This window comes from Phycicoccus elongatus Lp2 (assembly GCF_000367525.1).
Classification (GTDB): domain Bacteria; phylum Actinomycetota; class Actinomycetes; order Actinomycetales; family Dermatophilaceae; genus Phycicoccus_A; species Phycicoccus_A elongatus.
This window is the reverse complement of record NZ_HF570956.1, coordinates 2,042,755-2,064,734: the sequence shown is the minus strand read 5'-3', so window position 1 is coordinate 2,064,734 and position 21,980 is coordinate 2,042,755. Positions and strand designations below refer to the sequence as shown.

The following is a 21,980-nucleotide window of genomic DNA, read 5'->3' as shown; positions in this document are numbered from 1 at the left end:
GGCCGTGTGCCGCCGGCGCCGGATCGCGTCGAGGAGCTCCGGGCGCGCGCCGGGGGTGAGCCGGCGCCGCAGCACCGACGTCGACACCACGCGCCGGACGACGACCGACGAGAAGCCCCAGCGGGCGAAGAACCGGTTGGCCTCACGGCTCTGCGCCGGCACGTTGCTCACGATGACCTCGCTCCCCCGGCGCTCGGCGTGCGCGACGACCGTCGTGAGCAGGGCGCGGGCCACCCCGTGGCGACGGGCCCGCCGGTCCACGAAGATCTGGTCGATCGCGACCTCGGGCTGGGTCGAGAGCCCGAAGGGGTTCTCCGAGGTGATCGCGTAGCCGACCGCGGTCCCGTCGACCCTCGCCACCCAGGCGCGGACGTCGGCCCTGCCCAGTGCCTCACGGAGGCGACCGTCGGCGGCCGCGCGGGTGGCAGCCTCGGGGCTCATCCCCTGGTCGACCCGCTGGGTCATCCACAGCGAGGACACCTCACGCAGCATGGACTGACCGTCGACCGACCGCACGTCGTCGACGGCGACGACCTCGACCTGTGCTCGGGCCATTGACGTCCTTTCATCCTGGCAGGGAATGCTCAGACCATACGACGGTCGATCGACCGATGGAAGGGTGATCCGGCAACTGGGGACAGCACGTTAGGGTCAGCGCGTGCGCGTTGGCTTCATGGGTCTCGGAACGGTCATCAACGTCGTCACGGTCATCGTCGGCGCCCTGGTGGGCATGGCCGTGGGACACCGCTTCCCGGAGCGAACTCGGGGCACTGTCACAGACTGCCTGGGCCTGGTCACCCTCCTGATGGCCGGACTCTCCGTGGTCTCTGTGACCACCCCTGCCCTGGGTGCGGCGGTCGGCTCCGGGGTGCCGGTCCTCATCGTCCTGGGGTCCCTGCTCGTCGGGTCGATCAGCGGCTCCCTGCTGCGTGTGGAGTCGCGTCTGGAGTCGCTCGCCGGCCGGGTCCAGGCCGGGGTCTCGCGACGATTCCCGTCAGAGGGCGGTCATGACGCGCGCGAGCGCTTCATCGAGGGCTGGCTCTCGGCCACGCTCCTCTTCTGTGTCGGGCCGCTGACCATCCTCGGATCGTTGTCCGACGGCTTGGGTCGTGGCATCGACCAACTTGCCCTGAAATCAGTGCTCGACGGCTTTGCCGCCATGGCTTTCGCGTCGACCTTCGGGGTCGGCGTGTTGCTGTCGGCCGTCTCGGTCGCCGTCGTCCAAGGAAGCCTCACGGTCGCCGGTGCGGCGCTCGGGTCGATCATGCCAGAGGCCCACATCGCGGCGCTGACCGCGACGGGCGGCCTCCTGCTCGCCGGCATCGGCCTGCGTTTGCTGCGCATCAAGGATGTCCCGGTCGGAGACATGCTCCCGGCATTGGTGGTCGCGCCACTGCTGACCCAGGTCATCATCGCGTTCCGCTGACGGGGCGGCGAGGACCACCTGCGGTGCGTCAGGCCTTGTCCATGCCGGCGACGACGGCCTCGGCCACCTCGCGCATGCCCATCCGCCGGTCCATGGCGGTCTTCTGGATCCAGCGGAAGGCCTCGGCCTCGGTGATCTTCAGTTTCGTCATCAGCACACCCTTGGCCCGATCCACGGCCTTGCGGGTCTCGAGGCGGTCACCGAGGTCGGCGATCTCGCTCTCCAGCGCCTTGAGCTCACCCCAGCGCGACAGGGCGATGTCGATCGCCGGGGTGACATCAGCAGCCGTGAAGGGCTTGACGACGTAGGCCATCACGCCAGCGTCCCGCGCACGCTCGACGAGCTCGGTCTGACTGAAAGCGGTCAACATCACGACCGGGCAGATCCGCTCGGCGCCGATCCGCTCGGCGGCCGTGATGCCGTCGAGAACGGGCATCTTGACGTCCATGATGACCAGGTCCGGAGCCAGGTCGCGCGTCATGGTGACCGCCTGTTCACCGTTGCTGGCCTGGCCGACCACGTCGTAGCCGGCCTCGGTCAGCATCTCGGCGAGATCAAGACGGATGATCGCCTCGTCCTCCGCCACGAGGATTCGCTTGGCGGTCACAGGGCCTCCTGGTCCGATCGGTGCAAGGTCTTGGTGCCGGGAGCGGGACTTGAACCCGCACGCCCTTTCGAGCAAAGCATTTTGAGTGCTCCGTGTCTGCCATTCCACCACCCCGGCAAGGGTGCGGCGCCCAGTCTAACGACGCCCCGCGCGGTCATCGCTGCAGCAGGTCCTTGTAGGCCGGCGCAATGCCGTGCACGGCGTCACCGACGCGGTGGACGCGCAAGGCGTTGGTCGATCCGGGAATGCCGGGGGGCGAGCCAGCGACGATGACGACCTGATCGCCCTCGACGACGCGGCCGGCCTTGATCAGCTCGGTGTCGACGAACACGGCGTACTCGTCGGTGTGCCGGACCTCGGCGGTCAGGAAGGTCTCGACGCCCCAGGTGAGGGCGAGTTGGGAGCGGGTCCATTGGTTCGAGGTGAAGGCGATCATGGGGATCCGCGGACGCACCCTGGCAAGCCGACGCGTGGTGTCGCCGGTGGACGAGAAGGTGACCAGCAACTTGGCACCGATCTGGTCGCCGATCTCGGCAGCGGCTGCCGTCACCGCGCCGCCCTTGCTGTTGGGTCGGGTGTCGAGGGGCCGAATTCGGTGCAGTCCGTGGTCCTCGGTGTTCTCGATGATCCGAGCCATCGTGGTGACCGCCTCGAACGGGTGCGCACCCATCGACGTCTCGCCCGAGAGCATGAGAGCGTCGGCACCGTCCAGGACGGCATTGGCGGCATCGGAGGCCTCGGCACGGGTCGGCCGGGAGTTCTCGATCATCGACTCGAGCACCTGCGTGGCGACGATGACCGGCTTGGCCCGGCGGCGCGCGATCTCGCAGGCGCGCTTCTGAACCAGCGGCACTTCCTCGAGGGGCAGTTCGACCCCGAGGTCACCGCGAGCCACCATGACGCCGTCGAAGGCGCGGATGATCTCATCGAGGTTCTCGACGGCCTGGGGCTTCTCGATCTTGGCGATGACCGGCAGGCGCACGCCGATCTCGTCCATGATCGCGTGGACGTCGACGATGTCTCTGGCGCTGCGCACGAAGGACAGCGCGATCATGTCCACCTTGAGCCGCAGCGCCCAGCGCAGGTCCTCCTTGTCCTTCTCGGACAGGGCGGGCACGCTCATCGCCGCGCCGGGGACGTTGATCCCCTTGTTGTTGGAGAGAACGCCACCTTCGAGGACCGTGCAGACGACATCGGTCTCGGTCACGTCGGTGACCTCGAGCGCGAGTTTGCCGTCGTCGATGAGGATGCGGTGGCCCGGCTCCACGTCACCGGCGAGACCGGCATACGTCGTCCCGACCTCGTGGACGTCGCCGGGGACCTCGCGGGTGGTGATCGTGAAAGTTGCGCCCTCGGTGAGGACGACCGGGCCGTCCTTGAAGCGGGCCGTGCGGATCTTGGGGCCTTGGAGGTCGACGAGGACGCCGACCGCACGGCCCACCTCGTCGCTGGCCCGACGGACGTCCATGTACACCTGCTCGTGCACGGCGTATTCACCGTGGGAGAGGTTCAACCGGGCCACATCCATACCGCACTCGACGAGGCGGGTGATGTTTTCGGCGGAGGAAGTGGCGGGTCCGATCGTGCAGACGATCTTGGCGCGGCGCATGGTCAGCATCCTAGGGCGAAAGCGCTTTCAGTCGTGACCGGGATCACGGCGTGGGCGAGGGTGGTATGCCGGGTGGTCGCCTCAGACGACGAGCGGCCGGTCAGTGGGCTCGATGGGTCGCGGCAGCGGTGACGGACGGCCCTGCAGCCAGGCGTCGACGCCGTTGGCGGCGGCTCGCCCCTCGGCGATCGCCCACACGATCAGCGACTGGCCACGACCCGCGTCCCCGGCGACGAAGACACCCGGAACGCTGGTCTGGTAGTCCCGTCCGCGCACGATGTTTCCGCGCTCGTCGAGGTCGACGCCGAGTTGCTCGACGACACCGGCCCGCTGCGGGCCGACGAAGCCCATGGCGAGCAGGATCAACTGGGCCGGCAGCTCACGCTCGGTGCCCTCGACCTTCTCGAAACCCGACTCCCCCATCCGAACCTCGTGCAGGCGAAGGCCACGGACCTTGCCGTCGTCGTCCCCGAGGATCTCGCTGGTGCTCACGGCATACAGCCGTTCGCCGCCCTCCTCGTGGGCGGAGGCGATGCGGAAGATCATCGGGTAGGTCGGCCACGGCTGACTGCCGGGTCGGTCGGCTCCGGGCTGGGGCATGATCTCCAGGCTGGTCACCGACCGGGCACCTTGCCGGTGCGACGTACCGATGCAGTCCGCGCCGGTGTCCCCGCCACCGATGACGATCACATCCTTGCCGGCCGCGGTGATCTGGTCCTCGACCTGGTCGCCGACGGCGACCCGGTTGGCCTGCGGCAGGAAGTCCATCGCCTGCACGACGCCGTCGAACTCTCGGCCGGGCACGAGCAGGTCACGCGGCAGCGTGGACCCGACGGCGAGGACCACCGCGTCGAAGCGGGCCTGCAACTGCTGGCCGGTGATGTCGCCGCCGACGTCGACGCCGCTGCGGAAGATCGTGCCCTCGGCCTGCATCTGGGCCAGGCGGCGATCGAGGACCGCCTTCTCCATCTTGAACTCGGGGATGCCATAACGCAGCAGGCCCCCGGGTCGGTCGGCCCGCTCGTAGACCGCCACGGTGTGGCCGGCCCGGGTGAGTTGCTGGGCGACGGCCAAACCGGCCGGGCCGGAGCCGACGACCGCCACGGTCTTCGAGGTGAGCCGCTCGGGCGGAAGGGGCTGGACGCCCTGCGCCTCGAAGGCCCGCTCGATGGTGGTCACCTCGACCTGCTTGATGGTGACGGCCGGTTGGTTGATCCCGAGCACGCAGGCGGTCTCGCAGGGCGCCGGGCACAGACGACCGGTGAACTCCGGGAAGTTGTTCGTGGCGTGCAGTCGCTCGATCGCGCTGCGCCAGTCACCACGCCAGGCCAGGTCATTCCACTCAGGGATGAGGTTGCCGAGCGGACAACCGCTGTGGCAGAACGGGATCCCGCAGTCCATGCACCGGCCCGCCTGACGCTGCAGTACGGCGGTGTCCTGCTCCTCGTAGACCTCTTTCCAGTCGCGAATCCGCACCGGGACCGGCCGCCGGGTCGGCAACTCGCGCTCGCGAGTCCTGAGAAAGCCTTGGGGGTCAGCCACGGGAAGCCTCCATGATTCGGTCCCAGACCTCGGCGCCGTCGACGTCGAGACCCTCCTTCGCCGCGGCCTCCCGCACGTCGAGGACGCGTTGGTAGTCGCGAGGCAGGATGAGGGAGAAACGGTCGATACTCTGCGGCCAGTTCGCGAGCAGGTTGGCGGCGACGGCGGACTCGGTCCACTTCAGGTGGCGCTCGAGAAGGTCCCGCACTCGGGCCCGGTCGGCCTCGCGCAGCGGTGTGATGTCGACCAGTTCACCGTTGACCAGGTCGGGGACCAGATCGAGGACGTAGGCCACTCCCCCGGACATGCCGGCGGCGACATTGCGGCCGGTGGGTCCGAGGATCATGACGGTGCCACCGGTCATGTATTCGAGCCCGTGGTCGCCCACGCCCTCGACGACGGCCGTGGCGCCGGAGTTGCGGACACAGAATCGTTCGCCGACGCGGCCTCGCAGGAAGATCTCGCCCGACGTCGCTCCATAGCCGATGACGTTGCCCGCGATCGTGTTGTCCTCGGCGACCAAGGGGCTGGTCCGCTCCGGGCGGATGACGACCCGCCCACCGGAGAGGCCCTTGCCGACATAGTCGTTGCCGTCCCCGAGCAGGCGCAGGGTCACACCGGCCGGCAGGAAGGCGCCGAAACTCTGGCCCGCGGAGCCGGTGAGCGTCAGGTCGATGGTGTGGTCGGCCAGGCCATCGGGGTGCGCCTTGGTGACCTCGTGTCCGAGCATCGTCCCGACCGTCCGGTTGACGTTGCGGATCGCGATCGAGCCGGTGACCGGCGTGCCATCGCTGAGCGCGTCCCGACTGATGGCGATGAGTTGGTGGTCCAGGGCCTTCTCGAGGCCGTGGTCCTGGCCGATGAGATGGCTACGGCCGGAGCCGTCAGGACTGGCGACCTCGGTGAGGATGGGCTGCAGATCCAGCCCGCTGGCCTTCCAGTGCTCGACCGCTCGACGCGTGTCGAGCGAGGAGATCTCGCCGATCGCCTCCGCGATGCTGCGAAAGCCCAGCGCTGCCAAGTGCTCGCGCACCTCTTCGGCGATGTATCCGAAGAAGGTTTCGACGAACTCGGGCTTGCCGGTGAACCGCTCACGCAACTCGGGGTTCTGCGTCGCGATGCCGACGGGGCAGGTGTCCAGGTGGCAGACGCGCATGAGAATGCAACCGGACACCACGAGCGGGGCGGTGGCGAAGCCGAACTCCTCGGCGCCCAGGAGGGCCGCAATGACGACGTCCCGTCCGGTCTTGATCTGACCATCGACCTGGACCACGATCCGATCCCGCAGGCCATTGAGGACCAGGGTCTGCTGGGTCTCGGCCAGGCCGAGTTCCCACGGGCCACCGGCGTGCTTGAGGCTGGTCAACGGCGAGGCGCCGGTACCGCCGTCGTGGCCCGAGATGAGGACGACGTCGGCGTGCGCCTTGGACACGCCCGCAGCGACGGTTCCCACGCCGACCTCGGAGACGAGCTTGACGTGGATGCGGGCACTCGGGTTGGCGTTCTTGAGGTCGTGGATCAGTTGGGCCAGATCCTCGATCGAGTAGATGTCGTGGTGTGGTGGGGGGCTGATCAGGCCGACACCGGGCGTGGAGTGCCGCGTGCGCGCGACCCAGGGGTAGACCTTCTGCCCCGGCAGCTGCCCACCTTCGCCCGGCTTGGCGCCCTGCGCCATCTTGATCTGGATGTCGTCGGCGTGGGTGAGGTACATCGACGTCACCCCGAAGCGGCCGGAGGCGACCTGCTTGATCGCCGAGCGCCGCTGTGGGTCCAGCAGGCGCTCGACGTCCTCGCCACCCTCACCGGTGTTGGAGCGGCCTCCGAGGCGGTTCATCGCGATCGCGAGGGTCTCGTGCGCCTCCATGCTGATCGAGCCGTAACTCATCGCCCCGGTGTTGAAGCGCTTGACGATCTCACTGATGGGCTCGACCTCCTCGATGGCGATGGGCTCGCGCTTGGGGCGCAGCTCCATCAGCCCTCGAAGGGTCATCAGGCGGCCGGCTTGCTCGTCGATCCGCCGGGTGTACTGCTTGAAGATGTCGTAGCGCCGGTTGCGCGTCGCGTGCTGCAGGCGGAAGACCGTCTCGGGATCGAAGAGGTGCGGTTCACCCTCTCGCCGCCACTGGTACTCGCCGCCCACGCCGAGCTTGCGGTGGGCAGGTCGCACCCCATCCGGCGGGTATGCCGCGGCGTGGCGAGCCGCCGTCTCCTCGGCGATGACGTCGAGTCCGACACCGCCCAATTGGCTCACGGTGCCCGTGAAGTAGCGGTCGACCAACTCCTGCGAGAGACCGATTGCCTCGAAGACCTGCGCACCGCGGTAGGACGCGACCGTGGAGATGCCCATCTTCGACATCACCTTGAGCACGCCCTTGCCGAGCGCCTTGATGAGGTTGCGGACCGCCTTCTCCTGGGTCACGCCGGTGACTGCGCCGCTGCGGACGAGGTCCTCGACCGACTCCATGGCCAGGTAGGGGTTGACGGCGGCCGCGCCGTAGCCGATGAGCAGGGCAACGTGGTGGACCTCGCGGACATCACCGGCCTCGACGATCAGGCCGACGAGGTTGCGCGTCTTCTCGCGGATGAGGTGGTGGTGCACCGCCGAGGTGAGGAGCAGGGACGGGATCGGCGCGAGGTCGCGGTCGGAGTCGCGGTCCGAGAGCACGACGAAACGGGCGCCCTCGTCGATGGCGGCACTGACCTCGGTGCAGATCTCGTCGAGCCGCGCCTTGAGGGCTGCCTCGCCGCCGTTGGCGTCGTACAGCCCTTGGACCACGGCTGTCGCATACCCGGGCAGGTCGCCATCAGCGTTGATGTGGACGATCTTGGCGAGCTCGTCGTTGTCGAGAACCGGGAAGTCGAGCACCACCTGACGGACATGCGCCGGAGTCGCGTCGAGCAGGTTCCCCTCCGGCCCGATGCTCGTGCCGAGCGAGGTGACGAGCTCTTCACGGATCGCGTCCAGCGGGGGGTTCGTGACCTGCGCGAACTGTTGGGTGAAGTAGTCGAAGAGCAGACGCGGCTTGTCGGAAAGAACCGCGATCGGCGTGTCTGTGCCCATCGATCCCAGGGCCTCCCCGCCGGTGCGGGCCATCGGAGCCAGAATGATCTTGAGTTCTTCCTCGGTGTAACCGAAGGTGCGCTGCCGACGAGCCACCGACGCCGCGGTGTGCTGGATGTGCTCGCGGTCGGGCAGGTCGCCCAGGTGGAGCAGACCGGCGTGGAGCCACTCCTCGTAGGGCTGCTCGGCGGCCAGTTGGGACTTGACCTCCTCGTCGCTGATGATACGGCCGTCGGCGGTGTCCACGAGGAACATCCGGCCGGGCTGCAGGCGACCGCGCTTGACGACCTTCTCGGCCGGCAGGTCGAGGACGCCCGACTCGGAGGCGAGGACGACCAGACCGTCGTCGGTGACCCAGTAGCGTCCCGGGCGAAGGCCGTTGCGGTCGAGGACGGCACCGACGAGCGTGCCGTCGGTGAAGGTGACACAGGCCGGGCCGTCCCACGGCTCCATGAAGGTGGAGTGGAACTCGTAGAACGCCCGCCGGGCGGGATCCATCGTGGCGTGGTTCTCCCAGGCCTCTGGGATCATCATGAGCACCGCGTGGGGCAACGAGCGTCCACCGAGGTGGATCAGTTCGAGCACCTCGTCGAAGGACGCCGAATCCGAGGCCTCGGGCGTGCAGATCGGGAACAACCGCTGCAGGTCACCGCCGATGAGGTCGGACGAGAGTTGGTTCTCCCGGGCATGCATCCAGTTGCGGTTGCCCTTGACCGTGTTGATCTCGCCGTTGTGCGCAATCAGGCGATACGGGTGCGCGAGGGGCCAACTCGGGAAGGTGTTGGTCGAGAAGCGTGAGTGGACGAGCGCCAGTTCGGTGGTAAACCGCTGGTCGGACAGGTCGGGGAAGAAGGGCTCGAGTTGACCGGTCGTCAACATGCCCTTGTAGACGATGGTCCGCGCCGACAGCGACGGGAAGTAGACATCCAGCTCCCGCTCCGCGCGCTTGCGCAGGGCGAAGGCCACTCGGTCGAGTTCGAGTCCGGCCAGGTCCCCGTCGGCAGCGGCCACGAAGAGTTGGGCGAAGAAGGGCATCGTTTCGCGGGCGGCCTGCCCGACGATGCTCTCGGTGACGGGCACCTCACGCCAACCAAGGGTGACCAGCCCCTCTTCGCGGGCAATTCGTTCCACCCGCTCCAGGGCAGCGAAGCGTGCGGCGCGGTCCTGTGGCAGATAGGCCATGCCCGCGGCATACCGACCGGCCGGCGGCAGCGCGAACGGCACGGAGGCACGGAGGAACTCATCGGGGATCTGGGTGAGGATGCCGGCGCCGTCACCGACCAGCGGATCCGCGCCCGTCGCACCACGGTGGTCCAGATTGCGGAGCGCGTCGAGGGCGTGGACGACGATGTCGTGTCCGGCCGTGCCGCGCATGGTCGCGACCATGGCCACACCACACGCGTCGTGCTCGTGGGCACGGCGGTAGAGGCCTTGGTCCGAGGGCTGTGCTGAGAAGGGCACGACGGACACCGGATCACCGTCCTGACTCGAGGTGGCGCGCAACGCAGGGTCGGTCATCGGACCCGGGCATTGCCGCAATGGCATGGTTGATGCGCGGACGGCTCTGGCCACGCGGGTGCAGCCTATCGAGAACCCGCGCGTGCCTACTTTTCGACGCCGTCTGTCTCAGGTTGTGAGATCCGTGTCCGCTTACCGGTCCACCAGAAGATGACCGCCCCGAGCAGGAACACCAGGATCGAGGTCCACACGTTGAGCCGCTGGCCCAGAATCAACTCTGCCGTGTCGGTGCGCATCTTCTCGATGAAGATCCTGCCGAGCGGGTAACCCATGATGTAGAGGCCGAAGAGTTGGCCGCGGCGAAGGGCGAACCTCCGGTCGAGAAGGATGAGCACGACCGCGAGGACGACGACGAAGGCGAACTCATAGAGGAAGGTCGGCTGGAAGGTTCCGATGACGACCGGCGTGCCCTGCGCATCGAGGACCGCCCGACCGGCGCTCTGGTCCCACTGGTGGATCACCAGGCCCCAGGGTTGGTCGGTGGCGCGACCGTAGAGCTCGTTGTTGAACCAGTTCCCCCAGCGGCCGATGCCCTGGGCCAGCGCGACCCCCGGCACGGCGGCGTCCGCAAAATCCAGGAACCGAACCCCGTGGCGGCGACACCCGAACCAGGCGCCGAGGGCACCCATGGCGATGGCGCCCCAGATGCCCAAGCCACCCTCCCAGATCCGCAGGGCTGCCCATGGGTTGCCGTCCTTGCCCCAGTACGGCTCGGGCGTGGTGATGACGTGGTAGAGCCGGCCGCCGATGATGCCGGCGATCACGGCATACATGGAAACGTCGAGGACGGCACCGGGCGCGCCGCCGCGCGCGCGGAGACGACGATCGGTCAGCCAGATGGCAACAGCGATACCCGCCAAGATGCACAGGGCGTACGCGCGAAGAGGTATCCCGAAGACGTGCCAGACGCCGACGGTCGGGCTGGGGATGCTGGCCGGCAGCGCCAGCCCGATCGCCGTCAGTTCAGACATGCGTCACTTCGTGGCGGCGGCGACGGCAGCCTTGACCTGGTCGGGGGTCGCGAAGGTGTTGTTGTCGATGATGGTGCCGTTGATCTTGAAGGTGGGCGTGCCCTTGATGCCTTCCTTGCCGAAGGCGTTGGCGTCGACAGCCTTGTTGTAGTTGGTGTACTTGCCGAGCTCGGTGCAGGACTCCCAGGTCTTCAGGGCGTCACCGGTGAGGCCGGCCTGCTGGGCGTAGTCCTTGAGCTGGGCCGCAGTCCACCCGGTGCCCTCCTGCTCGGGCGCGTTCGCATAGACGATCGTGTGGTACTCCTCGAACTTGCCCGGCCCCGCGTCCGCCGCGCAGAAGGCACCGTTGCTCGCCTGGAGCGAGCTGGTGTTTCCCAGCCGCTGGTCGAGGAAGTTGAGCATGTGGTACTGGAGCTTGATGTCGCCGGATTTCGCCAGGTCGACCAGTGTCGAACCGATCGCCCGCTCGAACTGCTGGCAGCCCGGGCACTGGAAGTCCTCGAACGCCTCGACCGTGGGCGCCCCCGCCTTCGCCGTGACGTCCTGGTATGCCGGGTATCCACCACCCATCGTCGCGCCGGCCGGCACGGCCTGGCCGTCCCCTTTGACCGCATTGTCCGACTGGACCTGCTTGATGACCACGAAGCCGACGACGGCGACGATCGCCACCACCGCCGCGACGGCGGCGATCACGATCTTGTTCGCGCCGCTGCCGGCACCGGACGAGGCCGCGGCCTGGATCTTGGCCTGGCGGTCGCTGCCGGCAGACTGGGGCTTCTTCTTCTGGGCCATCGGTGGGCTCCTTTGGGGAGTGTCGATCGGGAAAGTCAGTGACTGTCCGGTGGATGTCGGTCAGGTGTTGGGGTGCCTCTGTCGGACACCGGCGGCAAGTTCCGCGGTCAGGGACCGCAACGCGTCGAGGCCCTCGGACAGTTCCCTGGCCTCGGCAAGACATCGGACCAAGGCGGATCCGACGATCACGCCGTCGGCGTAGGAAGCCACCTCGGCGGCCTGCTCACGTGTCGAGACTCCGAGTCCCACGCACACCGGAAGGTCAGTTGCGGCTCGGGTGCGTGCGAAAAGTTCGGCGGCTCCCCCACCCACGGCGGAACGCACGCCGGTCACACCCATCGTGCTCGCGGCATACACGAAGCCACGGCAAGCGGCGGTGACGACGGCGAGGCGCTCGTCGGTCGAGACCGGGGCCACGAGGAAGACCCGGTCGAGGCCGTGCGCATCGCTGGCGGCGACCCAGTCGCCGGCCTCGTCCGGAATCAGGTCGGGTGTGATGAGCCCGGCCCCACCGGCAGCCGCGAGGTCGGCAGCGAAGCGCTCGACGCCGCGGCGCAGCACCACGTTCCAGTAGGTCATCGGGATCGGGGGTGCGCCCGCCTCCCGGACGGCCGCCGTTGCCGTGAAGACGTCGTCGACCCGCGTCCCGGCCTCGAGCGCAGCGGCCGCAGCCGCCTGGATGAGCGGGCCGTCCATGACCGGATCGGAGTAGGGCACGCCGACCTCGACGATGTCGACCCCGGCCTCCACCATGGCGACCATGGCCTCGATCGATCCCTCGACGCTCGGGTAGCCGACCGGGAGGTAGCCGATGAGTGCCGCACGACCCTCCGCGCGGCAGCGGGCAAGGACGCCGCCGACACCGGTCGAGAGGTGGAGGGTGCTCACTTCTTTCCGTCCTCGACGAGGCCGAACCACGCGGCAGCGGTGTGCATGTCCTTGTCGCCACGCCCGGAGAGGCAGACGAGAAGGAGTGCCTGCGGGCCGAGTTCGCGACCGACCTCGATTGCTCCGGCCAGCGCGTGGGCCGACTCGAGCGCGGGAATGATCCCCTCGGTCCGGCACAGCAACTCGAAGGCCTCCATGACGGCCCCATCGGTCGCGTAGCGATACTCGGCGCGCCCTGAGTCCCGCAGGAACGAGTGCTCCGGCCCGACGCTCGGGTAGTCGAGGCCGGCCGAGATCGAGTGCGACTCGACCGTCTGGCCGTCGGCATCCTGCATCAGGTAGCTCATGGCGCCGTGGAGCACGCCGGGGTCGGCCGAGGCGAAGCGCGCCGCGTGCCGGCCGGACTCGATGCCCTCACCACCGGCCTCGATGCCGATGAGGCGCACCCCCTCGTCGTCGATGAAGCGGTGGAAGATACCCATGGCGTTGGAGCCACCACCCACGCAGGCGATCACGGCATCGGGCAGTCGGCCGGCCTCCTGGAGCACCTGGGCCCGGGCCTCGACTCCGATGATCCGATGGAAGTCACGAACCATTTCCGGGAAGGGGTGCGGCCCGGTGACCGTGCCGATGAGGTAGTGGGTTGTCCCGACATTCGTGACCCAGTCGCGCAGGGCCTCGTTGATCGCGTCCTTGAGTGTGGCGCTCCCGTGCTCGACGGGGACGACCTCGGCGCCCAGCATCCGCATCCGGGCGACATTGAGTGCCTGACGCTCGGTGTCGACCTTGCCCATGTAGATCCGGCATTCCAGGCCCATGAGCGCTGCCGCCGTCGCGGTGGCGACCCCGTGCTGGCCCGCTCCGGTCTCGGCGATGACCCGCGTCTTGCCCATCCGCTTGGTGAGCAGGGCCTGGGCGAGCACATTGTTGATCTTGTGTGAGCCCGTGTGATTGAGGTCCTCGCGCTTGAGGAAGATCCGGGCGCCCCCCGCATGGCCAGCGAAGCGCGGCACCTCGGTGATGATGCTCGGTCTCCCGCTGTAGGTGCGGTGCAATCGGTCGAGTTCGGCGAGGAAGTCAGGATCAACCGCGGCCTTCTGGCGTGCCTCGTCGAGTTCTTCGAGGGCCGGCACCAACGCCTCGGGGACGTAGCGCCCACCGAAGGCCCCAAACCGGCCGGGCGTGTATTCGCCACTCATCGCAGGCTCGTGTCGTGTGCGGCCGCGAGGAGTGCACGCGCCCCGGCGGCTGCGTCGCCTCCGCGCACCAACGACTCGCCGACCAGGACGGCGTCGGCGCCCTGGGCGGCATATCGAGCGGCATCAGCGGGGCCGGTGATGCCCGATTCGGCAATCCTGAGGACACCCGGGGGGACGAGCGGCGAGAGTCTGGAAAAAGTGTCCGGGTGGATCTCGAGGGTCTTCAGGTTGCGCGCATTCACGCCGATGACCACGGCACCGGCGTCGATCGCGCGCTGCGTCTCGGTCTCGTCGTGGACCTCGACGAGCGCTGTCATGCCCAACTGGCCGGCGAGGTGATGCAGGTGCACCAACTCGGCATCCGTCAACGCGGCCACGATGAGCAGGACGAGGTCTGCGCCGTGGGCCCGGGCCTCCCAGATCTGGTAGTCGCTCACCATGAAATCCTTGCGCAGAACCGGCACGGTCACTGCCTCACGCACGGCGTCAAGGTCGCGAAGTGAGCCGCCGAAGCGGCGTTCCTCGGTGAGCACCGAGATCACCGAGGCCCCACCACTTTGGTATGCCGCGGCGAGGGCTGCCGGGTCAGGGATGTCGGCGAGGGCGCCCTTGCTCGGGCTCGCGCGCTTCACCTCGGCGATGAGCGAGAGGCCCGGCATCGACAGCGCCGCATGACCGTCGAGGGCTGGTGGTGCCTGGTCGGCCAGCCGTTCGAGGTCGGCCTGGGTGAGGACGGCCTGCCGAGCGCTGAGGTCGAGGCGGACGCCGTCGATGATGGTGTCGAGGACTGTGCTCATGGTCTTGGGCCGATGGCCCGCGGGACTCAGTGTCCCGCGCCCTGCTGCCCGGCCAGGCCGTAGCCGCGCGCCGCGAGCACCTTGCCGGCCACCAGGCCGATGATGCAGACGATGACCCCACCGATGGCGAGGGGGACGTTGAGTAGCGCGACGGCGAGGGAGCCCAGGCCGAAACCGATGATCAGCAGGGTCACGCTCACCCAGGCGGCGACGCTGTGACCGTGGCTCTCGTGCTCGTCGGACATCGGGGCTCCTCGGGTGTGCCAGGTGGGGTGTCGGGTCGATTGTGTCAGGTGAGTGGCGCGTCGGGCACATCGGTCGGGTCGTGTCCGGAGCTGAGCGCGTCCCAGTCGCTCCACACGCGCTCTCCCCGGGCACCGGCGACCGTGTCGTCGTCCGCGTCGTAGGTCCGCGAGGTCGCCCCCCAGCGGTGTGCCGACCACAAGGAGAGCAGGAGCAGCACCGTCAGGGTGACCGTCGCGGTCAGCGCGGCCACGACCCAGCCGGTCGTCTGGGCTCGGACCGCGAGGGCACCGGATCGACCGACGGCCTTGGCGGCGATCGGGCCCAGGACGCCCTCCGGGTCGGCGAGTACTCGCAGGATGATCGCCGTGGCGCCCGCGGCGGCGAGCGCTCCGATGCCCAGGACGATTCGGCGGATGACGGGTCGGGTGATCAGGGCGGCGACGACTGCCGCTGCCGCAGCCAGCACGAGCGCGAGGGCACCCGGGGCGGCTTGGCCGCCGGTGGCCGAGACGGCACTGCTGCCGAGCACCGCATCGTCAGCCGTTCCGGTCGCCCAGGTGCGGCCCACGGTGGCCACGACCACCAGCACGAGGACACCGGTGACAACCAGCGTGCGCCCGCGGCTCATCCGCCGATCACCGTCATGGCCTCGGCGGTCGCCACCGCACGCAGTGCGGCGGTTGCCTTCGCGACGCACTCGCGGTGCTCGCTGGTGGGATCGGAGTCGGCGACGATGCCCGCCCCGGCCTGCACGTGGGCCCGACCGTCCTTGAGGACCGCAGTGCGAATCGCGATGGCCATGTCGAGATCGCCGTGGAAGTCGATGTAGCCGACCACTCCCCCATAGACACCACGCCGACTCGTCTCGTAGGCCTCGATCAGCTCCATCGCCCGCGGTTTGGGCGCCCCCGAGAGGGTGCCTGCCGGGAAGGTCGCGCGCAGGACCTCGTAGGCCGCGGTCTCCGGCCTGAGGTCGCCGATGACCGTGGACTCGATGTGCATGATGTGGCTGTAACGACGGATGTCCATGAATTCGACGACGTCCACCGTGCCAGCGCGACACACCCTCCCGAGGTCGTTGCGTCCCAGGTCGACGAGCATGACGTGCTCGGAGCGTTCCTTGGGATCGGCAAGCAGTTCCTCGGCCAGAGCGACATCGTCTTCCGGGGTCTTCCCGCGAGGTCGCGATCCGGCGATCGGATGCGTGATGGCACGCTCGCCGGTGACTCGGACGAGCGCCTCCGGAGAACTCCCCACCACGGCGAATCCGCGGCCGTCGGGCGTCGGGAAGCGAAAGAGGTACATGTACGGGCTGGGATTTCCTGCCCGCAGCGCGCGATACACCTCGAGCGGATCTGCGTCGGTGTCCATGCTGAAGCGTTGGGAGAGGACGACCTGGAATACCTCGCCGGCACGAATGTCCTCTTTGGCGCGCTCGACACGGTCGATGTAGTCGGCCTCCTCCAGATCGGGCCGCACCCGAGCCAAGGCCTCCTGGACACGAGCGATGTCCACCGTGGCGACCGTGGAAGGCGCCGGCGCCGCCAGCGCGCGCTCCATCCGATCCAGTCGGACGACGGCGTCCTGCCAGGCCTGCTCGACGCGCTCGTCGGTGTCGTCGTAGTTGATCGCGTTGGCGACCAGGAGCACCGAGCCGTCGCTGTGGTCCAGGACGGCCAGGTCGGTCGCGAGCATCATCGCCAACTCGGGGAGGCCCAGGGTGTCGGGGGCCGTGACCGGCAGCCGTTCCCAGCGGCGGACGGCGTCGTAGCCCACCATGCCGACCATCCCTCCGGTCAGCGGTGGCAGGCCCTCGATCGCGGCGGTGGCCAACGCGGCGATCGTGTCCCGCAGGGCATCGGTGGGTAGGCCGTCGACGGGCACCCCCCGCGGAGGGTCGCCGATCCAGTGCGCGTGGCCGTCGAGCTCGGTGAGCGTGGCATGACTTGCTGCCCCGACGATTGACCAGCGCGACCAGACGCCGCCGTGCTCGGCAGACTCGAGGAGGAAGGTGCCGTCCCGGTCGCCGGCGAGTTTGCGGTAGACCCCGACTGGCGTCTCCGCGTCTGCCATCAACTTCCGGACCACCGGGATGACACGTCGATCGGTTGCCAGCGTGGTGAAGACGTCCAGTGCCGGCCAGGTGGCACCGAAGGCGAGGTCGGGCAGCATGTCTGTCGCCGTCACGAGTCCATTCCTCCCACGACGGCACCGAGGTCATGGTCCTCGAAACAGGTCCGGGCACCGGTGTGACAGGCCGCACCGACCTGCTCGACGGTGACGAGCAGGGCATCGCCGTCGCAGTCGAGCGCGACCGAGCGGACCCATTGGACGTGACCGCTGGTGTCCCCCTTGCGCCAGTACTCCTGGCGGGACCGAGACCAGAAGGTCACCCGACCAGTGGTCAGGGTGCGGCGCAGGGCCTCGTCGTCCATCCAACCGAGCATCAGGACTTCCAAGGTGTCGTGCTGTTGGACGACGGCGGCGACCAGCCCGGATGCATCGCGCGAAAGGCGCGCTGCGATGGCGGGATCGAGAGTGGGCACCGGACCATTCTGCCGTCGGGTCCTCCGTGGTCGACAATGACGTCCATGCCTGCCACCCATGTCGCCCACCTGGAGCGCCAACGCTTCTGCGATGCCCTTGAACTCGCCGGGCCGGTCGCACCGACCCTCTGCGAGGGCTGGCTGACCCGTGACCTCGCCGCCCATGTGGTGCTGCGCGAGCGACGCCCGGATCTGGCCGCCGGCATCCTCGTGCCCGGACTTGGTGGACGGCTCGAGCGAGCCCAGGCCGAGCTCGCGCAGACGGCGTGGGAGTCGCTGGTGTCCACGGTGCGAGGTGGCCCACCCTTCTGGCACCCGACCCGCTTCTCGGCCGTCGATGACGCGGTCAACACGATCGAGTTCGTCGTGCATCACGAGGACGTCCTGCGCGGAGACGGTGCCCCCGGCCCTCGGCGGCGCCCTGATGCGGCGACGTCCAAGGCGGTCTGGGGTGCGCTGAGGCGAATGGCGCCCCTGATGTTCCGTCGCAGCCAGGTGCCCGTCACGCTGCGAACCCCTGAAGGCCGGAGCATCACAGCAGCCAAGGGTGACGGGCCCGGTGTGGTCATCGCGGGGGCCCCGATCGAGTTGCTGCTCACGGCTTACGGACGCGCAGCAGCTGCCCTGACCCATTGGGAAGGCAGCGAGGAGGACATCGCGACCGTTCGGGGCACCCGACTCGGACTCGCCTGAAGGCCCCCAGCCCTGAAGGCTGCTCAGCGCACCGGCAACCCGTCGTCCGCCAGCGCCTGCTTGACCTGCGGGATCGTCAACTCACCGAAGTGGAAGACGCTCGCCGCGAGCACCGCGTCGGCGCCGGCACGCACGGCCGGCGCGAAGTGCTCGGCCGCCCCTGCGCCACCGCTCGCGATCACCGGGATGCGGACGGCGGCACGGACCAAGGCGATGAGCTCGAGGTCGAAACCGTCCTTGGTGCCATCGGCGTCCATCGAGTTGAGCAGGATCTCGCCGGCACCGAGTTCGGCAGCCCGTGCGCACCATTCCACGGCATCCATCCCGGTGCGGGTGCGCCCACCGTGGGTCGTCACCTCGAAACCGTCCAGACCGTCGGTACGCCGGCGGACATCGGCCGAGAGCACGAGGACCTGCGCGCCGAAACGCTCCGCCACCTCGGCGATGAGCTCCGGGCGGGCGATCGCCGCCGTGTTGACTCCCACCTTGTCGGCCCCGCAGCGCAACAAGCGGTCCACGTCGTCGACCGTGCGCACGCCGCCACCGACAGTGAGCGGGATGAACACCTCCTCGGCCGTGCGCCGCACCACGTCGTAGGTGGTCGCCCGATCACCGCTGCTGGCCGTGACATCGAGGAAGGTCAACTCGTCGGCCCCCTGGGCGCCATAGGCGCGGGCCAGTTCAACGGGGTCGCCGGCGTCCCGAAGGTTCTCGAAGTTGACGCCCTTGACGACTCGGCCGGCGTCGACGTCGAGACAGGGGATCACCCGGACGGCCAGCGGCATGGCCCCAATCTAGGCGCTCGCTAGCCTTGCCCGTCATGTGGTCCGACCGTGCCGAACCAGCCGACCCCGCGGCGGTGGCCACTGTCGTGGACCTCGCGTGGGCGGCGCAGCCCCGGTGCGGCGATGTCGTGGTGGTGGCGATCGACGGACGCAGCGGCGCCGGCAAGACCACGCTCGCCGTGGCTGTGGCTGCCGCCCTCGAGGCGCCGGTGGCGCACATGGACGAGATCTTCCCGGGCTGGGAGGGGCTCTCCGCCGCGGTCCACCTGGTGACCGAGCAGGTGTTGCGGCCGCTCGCGCGAGGTGAGCCCGCGGCATACCGGGTGTGGGACTGGGTGGCTGGCAGGTGGGGGGCGACCAAGGAATTGCCCGGCTCACGTTTCCTCGTCGTCGAGGGCTGCGGCTCGAGTGTTGACCCCGCCGGTTCGTATGCCGCGCTCCGGGTCTGGGTGGAGGCGCCGCGTGGCATCCGGCGGCGGCGGGGGTTGGCACGGGACGGCGAGGTCTTCGCGCCCCACTGGCAGCGCTGGGCCGACCAGGAGGATGCGCTGTTCACCGCGGACCGCACGCAGGAACGCGCAGACCTGGTCGTGACCACGGCCCGGTGAGCGGGTCAGCGAGGACGGTGCGAGAGGACCAGGCGCGCGAGCCGGTCGGCCTCCACACGGGCAGACTCGCCATCGGCCCGCTGGATCGCCATGACGGCCAGGTCGTCGCCGTCCGCGAGGTCGAGTTTGGCCCAGGCGTCGCCCTCGGGGAAGGTCACGTCCTCGATGTCGTCCCAGGGCACGATCCGGGACAAGAAGAGGTTTCGCACCTTGAGACCATGCGGCAGCGGGACGGCGCTGATCACGGCATACCGGGTGAGAACGGCGGCCATGGCCAGGCCGAGCCCGAACATGAGAAGCCGGTCGGCCGGACCCCAACCGCGGATGAGGATCGCCAGCGCGGCGAAGAGGCTGAGCGAGACCCCTGCCATGGTCAGGGCCATCGCCCGCCCACGACGGGAGCGGAAGGGCGCATCCAGAGGACTCGCAGGGTCCGTCATCAGATCCGGCAGGCCGCGATGTCGGTGACGAGGATGGCTCGCGCCCCCAGGTCATAGAGCTCGTCCATCACCCGATTGGTGGAGGTGCGCGGCACCATGGCCCGCATGGCCACCCACGCCGGGTCGTGCAGGGGCGAGATCGTGGGCGACTCCAGCCCCGGGGTGATCTCGGTGGCGCGGTCGACGAGGTCCGCGGGACAGTCGTAGTCGAGCATGACGTAGGTGCGCGCGGTGACCACCCCGAGAAGGCGGCGGCGCAGCACCTCGACACCATTGCTCGGGTCGGCCGCAGTGTTGCGGATGAGCACGGCCTCGCTGCGCAGGATGGGATCGCCGAAGACGGCCAGGCCCTGGCTGCGCAGGGTCGCGCCGGTCTCGACGACATCGGCGATGACGTCGGCGACACCGAGGGTGATCGCAGTCTCCACGGCGCCGTCGAGTCGGACGACGTCGGCCGGCACGCCGTGATCGGCCAGGTGCTTTTCGACCAGGCCCGGATAGGACGTCGCGACACGGTGACCCGCGATCTCGGCGACGGTCGTCGCGGTTCCTGGGCGAGCGGCATACCGGAAGGTCGAGGCACCGAAACCGAGCGCCATCACCTCCTCGGCGGAACTGCCCGAATCGAGCAGCAGGTCGCGACCGGTGATCCCGCAGTCGATGGTGCCTGATCCGACGTAGACCGCGATGTCACGCGGGCGAAGGTAGAACAACTCGACGCCACCGGCGTCGTCGGTGACGACGAGTTCCTTGGGGTCACGACGGGTCCGATAGCCCGCCTCGCGCAGCATGTCGGCCGCTGAGTCGGCCAAGGAACCCTTGTTGGGCACGGCAATTCGCAACATCACGTCAGTCCGGGTCAGAGGTGGGCGTAGACGTCGTCGAGGGTCAGCCCTTTGGCGACCATGAGCACCTGGAGGTGGTAGAGCAGTTGGCTGATCTCCTCGGCGGTGTCGGCGTCCGATTGGTACTCGGCCGCCATCCACACCTCTGCAGCCTCCTCGACGATCTTCTTGCCGATCGCGTGGACACCGGCGTCGAGCTGGGCGACGGTGCCCGACCCCTCGGGTCGGGACACCGCCTTCTCGCTCAACTCGGCATACAACTGCTCGAACGTCTTCACGCCCCAACCTTACGAGGAGACGAGGTCTCCCTCGCGGGTGCGTCCAGCGGCGGCCGCCGCGCGCGTGACCTTGACCCACTGGGTGAAGCCGTAGAGGACGAACATGCCGTAGAAGATGTACATCACGGCGGTCGGGACATAGCCGGTCGCGAAGCCGAGCGGGACACCGATGAGGTCGACGCCGATCCAGGCCAGCCAGAACTCGTTCCAGCCCCGAGCCATCGCGTAGGTGGCGATGATGGACCCGACGAAGATCCAGGCATCGCACCAGTAGAACCACCACTGCGGCTGCCAGTAGGGATTGGGCGCGGCGTTCCAGAGCGCGACGAAGACCTGGTGCACGAGCACGGTGCCGAGCAGCCAGAGCGCCCCCATGGCGAAGCGCTCCTTGGCGGTGGCCCACCGCGGCGTGATGGCCGGCGCGGCGGTGTCGGCGCCGCGCGCCTTGCGGTGCTCGTTCCATCGCCACCAGCCGTAGATGCTGGTGAGGATGAAGAAGACCTGGCGCCCGGCCTGCCCGAAGAGCGGGATGCGTTGGTCGGCACCGAAGAGGGCGCCCAGGTAGACGAAGAACAGGATGATGTTGGCGCTGATCCCGATCGGCCAGGCCCAGACCCAGCGCTTCATGCCGTACCACGCGGACACGACGCCGATGAGGACGCCGACGACCTCGAGCACGTGCAGTTGGTAGGACCCGATGGGGATGGACCAGTCGATGATCCGTTGGAAGAGATTGCCGCTCGCGGCGTCCGCGGCGACGAGAGTGCTGATCATGGTGTTCGTCCTCGGTGTTCGTTGGTGCACGGACGAACTCCGGGGATGTTGCACCGCAACGGGATCCGCGACCTGACCGCTCAAGGCGACCACACGGCATACCCGTTGAAGCACGTGCTGCCTACCATCCGGACTTTCACCGTCGGTCCCGGAGTTTCACCGGATCAACCGCTGGCTGGCTGCGAGCGGGTCGTGGACTGTCACCACCGGTTCGGAATTGCACCGACCCCGGAGCACGTGAGGCCAGTATGCAACAACCGCGCGGGTATGCCGCGGGCGAGTCCGTGTGCCGCTGGTCACCCAACCCCACCCCACCGTCACGGACACACCTCGCAGCCGACCACACCCATACCTG

General features: G+C 68.7%; 22 protein-coding genes, 1 tRNA gene and 1 riboswitch. Of the genes, 3 read left to right on the top strand and 20 right to left on the bottom strand.

Features of this window, described 5'->3' with window-relative positions; all coding sequences use genetic code 11:
• A partial coding sequence (locus tag BN10_RS09895) for a GNAT family N-acetyltransferase (protein WP_051369665.1) occupies positions 1 to 555 on the bottom strand: 555 nt, incomplete at its 3' end.
• A 103-nt stretch (positions 556 to 658) separates the two neighbouring features.
• Here BN10_RS09895 and BN10_RS09890 point away from each other — a divergent pair.
• Positions 659 to 1,426: a DUF554 domain-containing protein gene (locus BN10_RS09890; protein WP_010851103.1), complete on the top strand. Its 768-nt coding sequence runs from the start codon at positions 659 to 661 to the stop codon at positions 1,424 to 1,426.
• A 28-nt stretch (positions 1,427 to 1,454) separates the two neighbouring features.
• Here BN10_RS09890 and BN10_RS09885 read toward each other — a convergent pair whose 3' ends face one another.
• From BN10_RS09885 to hisI, 14 genes are all read right to left on the bottom strand, one after another.
• The gene (locus BN10_RS09885; RefSeq protein WP_010851102.1) at positions 1,455 to 2,033 is read right to left on the bottom strand and encodes an ANTAR domain-containing response regulator; all 579 of its coding nucleotides are present in this window, start codon (positions 2,031 to 2,033) and stop codon (positions 1,455 to 1,457) included.
• Positions 2,034 to 2,064: 31 nt separating this feature from the next.
• Positions 2,065 to 2,150 (bottom strand) — tRNA-Leu (locus BN10_RS09880).
• Positions 2,151 to 2,187: 37 nt separating this feature from the next.
• Positions 2,188 to 3,642 carry a pyruvate kinase gene (gene pyk / locus BN10_RS09875; protein ID WP_010851101.1) on the bottom strand — a complete coding sequence of 485 codons (1,455 nt, stop codon included), beginning with the start codon at positions 3,640 to 3,642 and terminating at the stop codon, positions 2,188 to 2,190.
• Positions 3,643 to 3,723: 81 nt separating this feature from the next.
• Entirely contained in the window at positions 3,724 to 5,184 is a 1,461-nt protein-coding gene (locus tag BN10_RS09870; RefSeq protein ID WP_010851100.1) for a glutamate synthase subunit beta, read from the bottom strand.
• The gene (gene gltB / locus BN10_RS09865; protein WP_010851099.1) at positions 5,177 to 9,715 is read right to left on the bottom strand and encodes a glutamate synthase large subunit; all 4,539 of its coding nucleotides are present in this window, start codon (positions 9,713 to 9,715) and stop codon (positions 5,177 to 5,179) included. The genes BN10_RS09870 and gltB overlap by 8 nt, the downstream gene beginning before the upstream one ends.
• A gap of 134 nt (positions 9,716 to 9,849) precedes the next feature.
• Positions 9,850 to 10,734: a prolipoprotein diacylglyceryl transferase gene (lgt, locus tag BN10_RS09860; protein ID WP_010851098.1), complete on the bottom strand. Its 885-nt coding sequence runs from the start codon at positions 10,732 to 10,734 to the stop codon at positions 9,850 to 9,852.
• A 3-nt stretch (positions 10,735 to 10,737) separates the two neighbouring features.
• Positions 10,738 to 11,526: a DsbA family protein gene (locus BN10_RS09855; protein ID WP_010851097.1), complete on the bottom strand. Its 789-nt coding sequence runs from the start codon at positions 11,524 to 11,526 to the stop codon at positions 10,738 to 10,740.
• Between the two features lie 60 nt (positions 11,527 to 11,586).
• Positions 11,587 to 12,414 carry a tryptophan synthase subunit alpha gene (gene trpA, locus BN10_RS09850; protein ID WP_010851096.1) on the bottom strand — a complete coding sequence of 276 codons (828 nt, stop codon included), beginning with the start codon at positions 12,412 to 12,414 and terminating at the stop codon, positions 11,587 to 11,589.
• Positions 12,411 to 13,613: a tryptophan synthase subunit beta gene (gene trpB, locus BN10_RS09845; RefSeq protein ID WP_010851095.1), complete on the bottom strand. Its 1,203-nt coding sequence runs from the start codon at positions 13,611 to 13,613 to the stop codon at positions 12,411 to 12,413. The genes trpA and trpB overlap by 4 nt, the downstream gene beginning before the upstream one ends.
• Positions 13,610 to 14,410 carry an indole-3-glycerol phosphate synthase TrpC gene (gene trpC / locus BN10_RS09840; protein ID WP_010851094.1) on the bottom strand — a complete coding sequence of 267 codons (801 nt, stop codon included), beginning with the start codon at positions 14,408 to 14,410 and terminating at the stop codon, positions 13,610 to 13,612. The genes trpB and trpC overlap by 4 nt, the downstream gene beginning before the upstream one ends.
• Before the next feature lie 26 nt (positions 14,411 to 14,436).
• Entirely contained in the window at positions 14,437 to 14,655 is a 219-nt protein-coding gene (locus tag BN10_RS09835) for an HGxxPAAW family protein (protein WP_010851093.1), read from the bottom strand.
• Between the two features lie 44 nt (positions 14,656 to 14,699).
• Positions 14,700 to 15,284: a Trp biosynthesis-associated membrane protein gene (locus BN10_RS09830; RefSeq protein ID WP_010851092.1), complete on the bottom strand. Its 585-nt coding sequence runs from the start codon at positions 15,282 to 15,284 to the stop codon at positions 14,700 to 14,702.
• Entirely contained in the window at positions 15,281 to 16,828 is a 1,548-nt protein-coding gene (locus tag BN10_RS09825; RefSeq protein ID WP_051369840.1) for an anthranilate synthase component I, read from the bottom strand. Before BN10_RS09825 ends, BN10_RS09830 begins: the two co-directional genes overlap by 4 nt.
• Before the next feature lie 11 nt (positions 16,829 to 16,839).
• Complete coding sequence (gene hisI / locus BN10_RS09820) at positions 16,840 to 17,202, bottom strand: phosphoribosyl-AMP cyclohydrolase (RefSeq protein ID WP_040751406.1); 363 nt, start codon at positions 17,200 to 17,202, stop codon at positions 16,840 to 16,842.
• A 45-nt stretch (positions 17,203 to 17,247) separates the two neighbouring features.
• On the opposite strand from hisI, the gene BN10_RS09815 reads away from it, so the two are divergent.
• On the top strand, positions 17,248 to 17,895 hold the full coding sequence (locus BN10_RS09815; RefSeq protein WP_010851090.1) for a TIGR03085 family metal-binding protein: 648 nt from the start codon (positions 17,248 to 17,250) through the stop codon (positions 17,893 to 17,895).
• 23 nt (positions 17,896 to 17,918) lie between these two features.
• Here BN10_RS09815 and hisF read toward each other — a convergent pair whose 3' ends face one another.
• Positions 17,919 to 18,680: an imidazole glycerol phosphate synthase subunit HisF gene (gene hisF / locus BN10_RS09810; RefSeq protein ID WP_010851089.1), complete on the bottom strand. Its 762-nt coding sequence runs from the start codon at positions 18,678 to 18,680 to the stop codon at positions 17,919 to 17,921.
• A gap of 35 nt (positions 18,681 to 18,715) precedes the next feature.
• Between hisF and BN10_RS09805 the strand changes: the two genes are divergently transcribed.
• Positions 18,716 to 19,288 (top strand): nucleoside/nucleotide kinase family protein, encoded by a 573-nt coding sequence (locus BN10_RS09805; protein ID WP_010851088.1) that lies wholly within the window; start codon positions 18,716 to 18,718, stop codon positions 19,286 to 19,288.
• Between the two features lie 5 nt (positions 19,289 to 19,293).
• Here BN10_RS09805 and BN10_RS09800 read toward each other — a convergent pair whose 3' ends face one another.
• From BN10_RS09800 to pnuC, 4 genes are all read right to left on the bottom strand, one after another.
• Entirely contained in the window at positions 19,294 to 19,659 is a 366-nt protein-coding gene (locus BN10_RS09800) for a PH domain-containing protein (RefSeq protein ID WP_233354300.1), read from the bottom strand.
• A 68-nt stretch (positions 19,660 to 19,727) separates the two neighbouring features.
• The gene (hisG, locus tag BN10_RS09795; RefSeq protein WP_010851086.1) at positions 19,728 to 20,573 is read right to left on the bottom strand and encodes an ATP phosphoribosyltransferase; all 846 of its coding nucleotides are present in this window, start codon (positions 20,571 to 20,573) and stop codon (positions 19,728 to 19,730) included.
• Positions 20,574 to 20,587: 14 nt separating this feature from the next.
• Positions 20,588 to 20,851, bottom strand: a complete 264-nt coding sequence (locus BN10_RS09790) for a phosphoribosyl-ATP diphosphatase (RefSeq protein ID WP_040751398.1) — start codon at positions 20,849 to 20,851, stop codon at positions 20,588 to 20,590.
• Between the two features lie 9 nt (positions 20,852 to 20,860).
• Positions 20,861 to 21,625, bottom strand: coding sequence for a nicotinamide riboside transporter PnuC (gene pnuC, locus BN10_RS09785; RefSeq protein ID WP_010851085.1), 765 nt, complete (start codon positions 21,623 to 21,625; stop codon positions 20,861 to 20,863).
• 110 nt (positions 21,626 to 21,735) lie between these two features.
• A riboswitch (FMN riboswitch) is annotated at positions 21,736 to 21,866 on the bottom strand.
• Positions 21,867 to 21,980 lie beyond the last annotated feature (114 nt).